At 70.7% G+C, this 1,919-nt stretch carries 2 protein-coding genes; one reads left to right on the forward strand and one right to left on the reverse strand.

The window, feature by feature from the left end; translation table 11 throughout:
- Window positions 1–567 (forward strand): MBL fold metallo-hydrolase (locus JYJ84_RS35435; RefSeq protein ID WP_205190196.1); only part of this gene is annotated, 567 nt, incomplete at its 5' end.
- A 16-nt stretch (window positions 568–583) separates the two neighbouring features.
- Here the strand turns inward: JYJ84_RS35435 and JYJ84_RS35440 are convergent.
- On the reverse strand, window positions 584–1,919 hold a 1,336-nt coding region (locus JYJ84_RS35440), incomplete at its 5' end, for an ATP-binding cassette domain-containing protein (protein WP_205190197.1).

Genomic DNA, 1,919 nt, shown 5'->3' on the forward strand with positions numbered 1-1,919 from the left:
GATCTCGTGCCGGCCGTGCCGCCGCGCTACCGGCGCCTGCGTGAAGGCGATGCGGTGACGATCGGCGCGCGCACGTGGCGCGTCGTGACCGGCTTCGGTCATTCGCCTGAACATTGCGCGCTGCACAGCGAAGCGGACGGCGTGCTGATTTCCGGCGACATGGTGCTGCCGCGCATCTCGACGAACGTGTCCGTGTTCGACCTCGAGCCGGAAGCGAACCCGCTCGCGCTGTACCTGCAGTCGCTCGGCCGCTACGAGACGATGGCGCCCGAGACGCTGGTGCTGCCGTCGCACGGCAAGCCGTTCCGCGGCGTGCGCACGCGCATCACGCAACTGCGCGAACACCACGACGCGCGCCTGGCCGAAGTGCGCGTCGCGTGCGCGGAGCAGCCGATGAGCGCGGCCGACATCGTGCCGATCATGTTCCGCCGCCGCGAGCTCGACATCCACCAGATGACCTTTGCGCTCGGCGAGGCGCTCGCGCACCTGAACCTGCTGTGGCTCGCGGGCGAACTCGTGCGCGAGCAGGGCGACGACGGCGTGCTGCGGTTCCGCACCGCCGGCTGACACCGCCGCGTGCGCCTCATGCGACGGGTTCGTAGCGCCACCCGTCGCGATGCCATTGCATCGTGTGCGTCGGGTCGAGCGCCGCGAGAAACGCGGTGTCGTGCGACGCGACCACGATCGCACCGGGGAAGCCGGCCAGCGCGGCTTCGATCGCCCGCACCGATTCGAGATCGAGGTGGTTGGTCGGCTCGTCGAGCAGCAGCAGTTGCGCGGGCGTGCCGCGCCACAACGCGCACGCGAGCGCGGCCTTCAGCCGTTCGCCGCCGCTCAGTTGCCGTGCGGGTTGCGTCGCGCGTGTTGCGTCGAGCTGCAGCAGCGCGAGACGGCTGCGCAGGTCGCCTTCGGCGAGCGGCGTGTCGAGCAGCCCCAATTGCTCGACGATCGAACGCTCGGGATCGAGCAGCGCGAGCCGCTGGTCGAGATACGCGGCGCTCACGTGCGTCGTGCATTCGCCTGAACGCGACGAAAGCTCGCCCGCCAGCATTCGCAGCAACGTCGATTTGCCGCAGCCGTTCGGGCCCGTCAATGCGATGCGCACGGGGCCGCTCGCCGACCACGTGATCGCGTCCGCTTCGCCGGCGATGTGCCACGGCAGTTGCGCGCGTTCGAGCGTGAACAGTTGGCGGCGTGCGCTGACCTCGGTGCCCGGCAGCGACACGAGCACGGGCGCATCGGCTTCGACGCGCGCAGCCGCTTCCTGCACGCGTTCGTCGAGCGTCGCCTTGAATTCATTCTGGTGGCGCCGCACCGTGCCCATGATGCTGCGCGCCGCGCCCTTGCGGCTCTGTTTTGCCATCGATGACAGGTTGGCCGTCTTCGCGTCGCGCAGCGACGCAGCCGCGTGGCGCTGGATCGTGTCGTGCTCCTGTTCGAGCCTGCGCCTGACGCGTCCGCGTTCGGCACGCGCGTTGTCGAGCGCCGACTGCGCGGCATCCTGTTCCGCGTCGCGCTGCGCGCGGTAGAGCGCGTAGTTGCCACCGTACGAACGCACGCCTTGAGGCGTCAGTTCGACGATGCGCTGCACGTCCGCGAGCAGCGCACGATCGTGACTCACGATCACGACGCCGCCGCGCCAGCCGTCGAGCGCCGCGCGCAGCCACGCGCGGCCTGGCGTGTCGAGATGGTTGGTCGGTTCGTCGAGCACGAGCAGGCCGGCGCCGGACAGCAGTGCGCCGATCAGCGCGACGCGCGCGAGCTGCCCGCCGCTCAGCGCCTGCGCGGGCGTGTCGGGTTGTACGTCGTGCAGGCCGGCCGTGTCGAGTGCGGTGCGCAGCCGCTCCGCGAGATCCCAGCGATCACCGATCAGGTCGAAGTCGTGCGGCTCCGCGCGGCCGTCGGCGAGACGCGTCAGC

The sequence above is a fragment of the Burkholderia sp. LMG 13014 genome, assembly GCF_905232215.1.
Classification (GTDB): domain Bacteria; phylum Pseudomonadota; class Gammaproteobacteria; order Burkholderiales; family Burkholderiaceae; genus Burkholderia.